We start from the raw sequence: 6,849 nt of genomic DNA, 5'->3' as shown, positions 1-6,849 counted from the left end.
CATCTGAAGACCGTGGTGGGTGAAGCGCACGGCGTCCGCCAGATCGGGACGCACCCGCGCCACCACGGTCTTCAGATGAGTCCCGCCCGCACCGGGACAGACGGGTTCTACGTGGCGACGCTTGAGCGGCGGGGCTGAGACGTCTGGCGGGGTTGAGGCCCCGCTACTCCCACTCGATCGTGCCGGGCGGCTTCGAGGTGATGTCGTAGGTCACCCGGTTGATGCCCTTGACCTCGTTGATGATCCGGGTCGCGACCCGGCCCAGGAACGCCATGTCGAAGGGGTAGAAGTCGGCCGTCATGCCGTCGACCGAGGTGACGGCGCGCAGCGCGCAGACGTGGTCGTAGGTGCGCCCGTCGCCCATCACGCCGACCGTCTTCACCGGCAGGATCACCGCGAAGGCCTGCCAGATGGTGTCGTAGAGGCCGGCCTTGCGGATCTCCTCGAGGTAGATCGCGTCGGCCTTGCGCAGCGCGTCGAGCTTCTCGCCCGTGATCGTGCCGGGGCAGCGGATGGCGAGACCCGGGCCCGGGAAGGGGTGGCGGCCGACGAAGCCCTCCGGCAGGCCGAGCTCGCGCCCGAGCACCCGAACCTCGTCCTTGAACAGCTCGCGCAGCGGCTCGACGAGCTTCATGTTCATGCGCTCGGGGAGGCCGCCCACGTTGTGGTGACTCTTGATCGTCACGGACGGTCCACCCGTGAAGGACACGCTCTCGATCACGTCGGGGTAGAGCGTGCCCTGGGCGAGGAAGGCGGCGCCCCCGATCTTCTTCGACTCGGCCTCGAACACGTCGATGAAGAGTCGCCCGATCGTCTTGCGCTTCACCTCGGGGTCGCTGACGCCTTCGAGCGCGGAGAGGAACATCTCCTGCGCTTCGACGTGGACCAGCGGGATGTTGTAGTGGTCGCGGAAGAGCCGCACGACCTCCTCGGCCTCGCCCTGGCGCAGCAGTCCGTGGTCGACGAAGACGCAGGTGAGCTGGCTGCCGATCGCCTCGTGGATCAGCACCGCGGCGACCGCCGAATCGACGCCGCCGGAGAGCCCGCAGATCACACGCTCGCTGCCGACCTGCTCGCGGATCTTGGCGATCGCCTCCTCGCGGTAGGCGCCCATGGTCCAGTCGCCGGAGCAGCCGGCGATGTCGCGCACGAAGTTGCGGATGAGCAGCGCGCCGTGGGGCGTGTGCGCCACCTCGGGGTGGAACTGCACCGCGTAGAACTTGCGTGCCTCGTCGGCCACCGCCGCGAAGGGCGCGTTCTTCGAGATCGCCACCGTGGTGAAGCCGTCCGGCAGCTTGGTGACGCGGTCGCCGTGGCTCATCCAGACCGGATAATGCTCGCCGACGTGCCAGACGCCCTTGAACAGCGCGCAGTCGCTGAGGATCTCGATCTCCGCCCGGCCGAACTCGGCGTGGTGCCCGCCCTCGACCTCGCCGCCGAGCTGGGCCGCCATGGTCTGCTGGCCGTAGCAGATGCCGAAGACCGGCACTCCCGAATCGAACACCACCTGCGGCGTCCGGGGCGAGGCCTCTGTCGTCACCGATTCCGGGCCGCCCGAGAGGATCACCCCCTTCGGCCGCGTTTCCGCGAAGGCTTCGGCCGCCTTCGTGAAGGGCACGATCTCGCAGTAGACGCCCTCCTCGCGCACGCGGCGCGCGATGAGCTGCGTCACCTGGCTGCCGAAATCGACGATCAGGATCTTGTCGTGGTCGGTCGTCATGGAAGTCGCCATGAACCCGCGATTAGACGAGCGCCGGGACGCACGCAACGCGCCTGCCCGCAAGGCTCCACTGCTTCAACCCACAATTCGTTGACCGGCGCAACCGCAACCGGGGTTAAGCGATCGTTCAGGACTCGGGGGCGACACCGCCTGCCCCGCAACCGAAGCAGGAGCTTGACCCTTGAAAGCGATCTTCGTCGGACTTGCCGCCCTGACCCTGGCCGGACTCACCGCTCCGGCCTCGGCCCTTCCGCTCGGCCCCGGCCCGGTGCTCACGCCCGGCAGCGGGATCGAACAGGCGCGCGTGGTGCGCCGTACCGTCATCCGCGGTCCCCGGTGCCGCACGATTGTGACCAAGCGCCGCGGCCCCTACGGCCGCGTGGCGGTGGTGCGCACCCGCCGCTGCTTCTGAGGCTGCCCTCGGGGTAAAAAACCTCTCTTGCACGGCGACGACACCGGTCATCTCCGCACTATACCGGCGTCGTCGCCCTCGACAGAGCGTTGGAAATTAATCTAAGTCAATTTTTTAAGCGGACAGTGAGTTAGGGTCACTTCCGCCGACCGTTTTGGGCCTTTCGCCTAACTGTCATTTTCAGTTCCCTTGGCAAACACAGGGGAAGTATCGGATGTTAAGGCGGTCCGGCGGAGGGACCCACCAATCATGCCGAAACCCAGGGACGGCCGCCGAGTATCGGATCGCCGGTCCGGCGGATCTTGCGCGCAAAGCGAGAGACCGCTGGCCATCGCGGCCGACCGTTGCATCGCGGCCTACGAGGCCGTGCTCGAATTGAACGACCCGGACCTGCGCCGCCTGTCCGAGATGCTGCTACTCGCCGTCGGCAAGCGGCTCGCGCGCGAGGACGGCAGCGCTCTGCGACACCTGATGAACTGATCCCGCTCTCCGGCCCCGCTTGATACCGGTCCCGCGCGGCCGATCTAGGCTGTGGGGCACCGCGGCAGCGCCCCACAGGCGGGGGGTGCGCAGTGAGGGTCGTGGTCGATCTCAACCGGTGTCAGGCCTATGCGCAGTGCGTGTACGCGGCGCCCCGACACTTCGTGCTGCACGGCCGCGAGGCACTGGTTTACGACACCGCGCCGGACGATGCCGACCGCGCCGAGATCGAGCGTGCGGCGCAGGCCTGCCCGGTGCGGGCGATCACCGCCTGCCTCAGTGAATCCGCGGAGAACACCGCGGAGCACACCGCGGAGAACGGAGCGGCCCGGTGAGCGCCGATTCTTCAGCCCCCGACCGCATCGTGATCGTGGGTGCCTCGCTCGCCGGCCTCAGCGCAGCCAAGACCCTGCGCGCGGAGGGATATTCAGGCGTCCTCGTCCTCGTCGGCGACGAGGCGCATCGGCCCTATGACCGGCCGCCGCTCTCCAAGCAGGTTCTGCGCCGCGATTTCGGTGCCGAGACCACCCTGCCGCAGCCGGCGGACCTCGACATCGTCTTCCGCCTCGGCATGGCGGCTGCGAGGCTCGACCGGACCGAGCGCGCGGTGATTCTCGCCGACGGCGAGCGCCTCCCTTACGACCGCTGCCTTGTGGCGACCGGGACGCGGGCCCGGCCCTGGCCCAACCCGGCGGAGGCCGCCCTCGACGGCGTCGCGACGCTGCGCACCCGCGACGATTCCGAGCGGCTGGCCCAGCGCCTGCGCGACCGCCCGGCCCGTGTCGTGCTCGTCGGCGGCGGTTTCATCAGCTTCGAGGTCGCCTCGGTCTGCCGGGAGCTCGACATTCCGGTCTCGGTTCTGGTGCGCGACGCGGTGCCGCTCGCCGGGGCGGTCGGCGCACCGCTCGGCGGCTTCATGGCTGAGGTCGCGCGCGGAGCGGGTGTGGACCTGCGCCTCGGCGCGTCGATCGCCCGAATGGAGGCGGATCCGCGTGGACGCCTCGCCGCCCTGGTGCTGGAGGATGGCGGGCGGATCGAGACCGACTGCCTCGTGGTGGCGATCGGTGCCGCGCGCAACATCGCGTGGCTCGACGGGGCCGCCCTCGCCACTGACCGCAACGGCCTGCGCTGCGACCGGTTCTGCCGTGCGCTCGGTGCCGACGGGCTCCCGGCGGGGGGGATCTTCGCGGCGGGCGACGTGGCGCACTGGCCCAACCCGCACGACGGCGACGCCCTGGTGGCGGTTGAGCACTGGGGCAACGCGGTGGCGCAGGGGCGCACCGCCGCCCGCAACATGCTGGCGCCGGGGCCCGACGCGATGGTGGCGCATGACCACCTGGCGGATTTCTGGTCCCAGCAGTTCGGGCTGACGATCAAGCTCGTTGGACTGACTGCGGGTGCGGACAGCTTCGCGGTGGTACGGGGCTCGATGGCCGAGCGGCGCTTCCTCGCGGTGTTCGGCAAGGCCGGGCGCACGGTTGCGGCCGCCTCGGTCGATTCCGCGCGCTGGCTCCCGGCCTACAGGGCGGCGATCCTGCAGGGCGCACCGTTTCCGCCGCTGATCGGCGGTCTCGACGCGCCTCGCCGCATCGAAACGCAGGTTCTGGAGGATGCCGCCCGGTGAGCACCCTGTTCGAGCGGATCCTCGATCCGGCCAATCGTGCCGATCCCTACGGGCTCTACGCCGAGCTGCGACGGCAGCCCATCTGCCCACAGGACGACGGCACCTACGTCGTCGGTACGCATGCCGAGATCGACCGCCTGCTGCACGATCCGCGCATCAGCTCCGACGACCTGCCCGACCCGCAGCATTTCCGCTGGACCGGGCACCCCATCACCGACCTCATCGTCCGGCCCGTGCGCGCCGAGATCCGGAAGCGGCACCGGCCCTTCATCTTCCGTGATCCGCCCGACCACGAGGCGCTGCGCGGCCGGGTGATGCGTGCCTTCAGCGTCGCGCGCGTGCGCGGCATGCGGGCCAAGACCGAGCGGCTGACCCGCGAGCTGATCGACAAACTCGCCGGCAAGACGCGAATCGATCTCGTCGAGGAATTCTCCTACCCGTTGCCTGTCACGGTGATCTGCCACCTGCTCGGGGTGCCGCCGGAGGACGAGGCGCGCTTCCACGGCTGGGCGACGCAGCTCGCGACCGCCCTGGAGCCGAACCAGCGGGGCGACGAGGCGACGCAGATCAAGAACGAGGAGACTTTCGCGGAGATCGCCGACTACATCCAGGACCTCGTGAAGGCCAAGCGCCGGGAACCCGAGGACGACATCCTCACCGATCTGGCGGCCGGGGACGATGCCGAGCGGATGAACGATTACGACCTCATCGCCACGGCGGTGCTGCTGCTGGTGGCGGGCCACGAGACCACCGTGAACCTGATCACCAACGGCATGCTCACGCTCCTGCGCTTCCCCGAGCATCTGGAGAGGCTGCGTCGGGAGCCTGAGATCGCGCCACGTCTCATCGAGGAACTGCTGCGCTACGAGCCGCCGGTGCATTATCGGACGCGCCTCGCGCTGGCCGACATCCCGATCGCCGGCACGACGATCCCGGAGGGCGCGCCCGTGGTCCTGCTGCTGGCCTCGGGCAACCGCGACCCGTCGCGTTTCACGGATCCCGACCGCTTCGACCCCGACCGGCGCGACAATTGCCATCTCGGCTTCGGCGGCGGGCTGCATTACTGCGTCGGCGCGCCGCTCGCGCGGATCGAGGCGGAGATCGCGCTCGTCGCACTGAGCCGCCGGCTGCGCGAGCCGCGGCTGCTGGCCGACCCGCCGCCGTATCGCCAGGGCGCCTCGCTGCGGGGCCCGAGCGCGTTGCCGCTGGCGATCGCCGGGGTTGGGGAGGGGTGAGGCCGGTCGGCGAGCCGCCCGGCAGGGCGACTCGCCAGCCCGCTCACTCCGCTGGCACGGCCTCCGGCACAGTGCCGGACCGACCGAGGACAAGCGCCAGCAGGCCCGCCGCAACCATGAAGCCCGCGATGGCGAGGAGCGCGAGGCTGAACTGGCCCGTCGCGTCCTTGATCCAGCCGATCAGGTAGGGTCCGACGAAGCCGCCGAGGCCGCCGATCGCGTTGATCAGTGCGATGCCGCCCGCGGCCGCGCTGCCGGTGAGGAGCGCGGTGGGCAGCGTCCAGAAGGTCGGCATGCAGGCGAACACGCCGAGCGCGGCCACGCTCAGCGCCACCATCGCGAGGGTCGGGGAGGGGATGTAGCCCGCTGCCGCGAAAGCGAGGCCGCCGACGAGCGCCGGGAGCGCCGTGTGCCAGGTCCGCTCCATCGTCCGGTCCGAGTGGCGCGTCCAGGCGATCATGCCGACGACGGAGACGATGTAGGGGATCGCCGTCACGAACCCGGTCTCGATCGTGGAGAGGCCGAAGCCCTTCACGATCTGCGGCAGCCAGAGGCCGATGCCGTAGAGGCCGGTGCTGACGCCGAAATAGACCAGCGCGAGGCCGAGCACGCGCGGATGCATCAGCGCTTGGCGCAGACCGATCTTCTGCACCACGACCCGCTCGCGGCGGTCCTGCTCGATGCGGGCGACGAGCCAGTCCCGCTCCTGCGGGGTGAGCCAGGTCGCGAGCGCGGGCCGGTCGGTGAGGTAGGCCAGCACCGCGAAGCCGAGGAGGAAGCTCGGCGCCGCCTCGATCAGGTAGAGCCACTGCCAGCCGGCGAGCCCGTGCGCGCCGTCCGTCGCCGCCATGATCCAGGCCGAGAGCGGCGAGCCGATCACCGAGGAGATGGGAATCGCGGCCATGAAGGCGCCCACCACCTTGGCGCGCTGCTCCGAGGGGAACCAGTAGGTCAGATAGAGGATGATGCCCGGGAAGAACCCGGCCTCGGCGATGCCGAGCAGGAAGCGAACGAGGTAGAACGAGTACTCGCCGACCACGAAGGCCGTGGAGGCGGACACGATCGACCACGTGATCATGATGCGGGCGATCCAGCGCCGCGCCCCGACCTTCTCGAGGATGATGTTGCTCGGCACCTCGAACAGGAAGTAGCCGAGGAAGAAGATGCCCGCACCGAACCCGTACACGGCCGCCGAGAGGCCGAGGTCCCGGTTCATCGTGAGGGCGGCGAAGCCGACGTTCACACGGTCGAGGAAGGCGGCGAAGTAGCAGAGCATCAGAAACGGCACGAGCCGCCTGAGCACTTTACGCGATACGATCTCACTCATCACACTCAGACTCTGGCTCATCTCTGGCGCCGGCAGGATGTGGATTATGGG

General features: G+C 69.6%; 6 protein-coding genes. 4 read left to right on the top strand and 2 right to left on the bottom strand.

The features are described 5' to 3' along the window. Window positions 1-163 precede the first annotated feature (163 nt). Window positions 164-1,720, bottom strand: a complete 1,557-nt coding sequence (guaA, locus tag MFF54_RS14825) for a glutamine-hydrolyzing GMP synthase (RefSeq protein WP_238303631.1) — start codon at window positions 1,718-1,720, stop codon at window positions 164-166. 181 nt (window positions 1,721-1,901) lie between these two features. Here guaA and MFF54_RS14820 point away from each other — a divergent pair, with 181 nt between their 5' ends. The 4 genes from MFF54_RS14820 (at window position 1,902) to MFF54_RS14805 (ending at window position 5,471) form a co-directional block, all read left to right on the top strand. Continuing rightward, window positions 1,902-2,132: a hypothetical protein gene (locus MFF54_RS14820; protein ID WP_238303630.1), complete on the top strand. Its 231-nt coding sequence runs from the start codon at window positions 1,902-1,904 to the stop codon at window positions 2,130-2,132. A gap of 572 nt (window positions 2,133-2,704) precedes the next feature. Beyond that, window positions 2,705-2,947: a ferredoxin gene (locus MFF54_RS14815; protein WP_238303629.1), complete on the top strand. Its 243-nt coding sequence runs from the start codon at window positions 2,705-2,707 to the stop codon at window positions 2,945-2,947. After that, window positions 2,944-4,236: an NAD(P)/FAD-dependent oxidoreductase gene (locus tag MFF54_RS14810; RefSeq protein ID WP_238303628.1), complete on the top strand. Its 1,293-nt coding sequence runs from the start codon at window positions 2,944-2,946 to the stop codon at window positions 4,234-4,236. Before MFF54_RS14815 ends, MFF54_RS14810 begins: the two co-directional genes overlap by 4 nt. Then, window positions 4,233-5,471, top strand: coding sequence for a cytochrome P450 (locus MFF54_RS14805; protein ID WP_238303627.1), 1,239 nt, complete (start codon window positions 4,233-4,235; stop codon window positions 5,469-5,471). The genes MFF54_RS14810 and MFF54_RS14805 overlap by 4 nt, the downstream gene beginning before the upstream one ends. Before the next feature lie 43 nt (window positions 5,472-5,514). Here the strand turns inward: MFF54_RS14805 and MFF54_RS14800 are convergent, their stop codons facing one another. Continuing rightward, on the bottom strand, window positions 5,515-6,798 hold the full coding sequence (locus tag MFF54_RS14800) for an MFS transporter (protein WP_238303626.1): 1,284 nt from the start codon (window positions 6,796-6,798) through the stop codon (window positions 5,515-5,517). Between the last annotated feature and the right edge of the window lie 51 nt (window positions 6,799-6,849).

The sequence above is a fragment of the Methylobacterium gregans genome (assembly GCF_022179245.1).
GTDB lineage: Bacteria > Pseudomonadota > Alphaproteobacteria > Rhizobiales > Beijerinckiaceae > Methylobacterium > Methylobacterium gregans.
The sequence above is the reverse complement of the archived record's forward strand: the minus strand, read 5'-3'. Positions and strand labels throughout refer to the sequence as shown.

Bases quoted from the DNA above. Each gene is read 5' to 3' on its own strand.
- MFF54_RS14800 (WP_238303626.1), bottom strand. From the start codon at position 6,798: ATGAGTGAGATCGTATCGCGTAAAGTGCTCAGGCGGCTCGTGCCGTTT.
- guaA (WP_238303631.1), bottom strand. From the start codon at position 1,720: ATGACGACCGACCACGACAAGATCCTGATCGTCGATTTCGGCAGCCAG.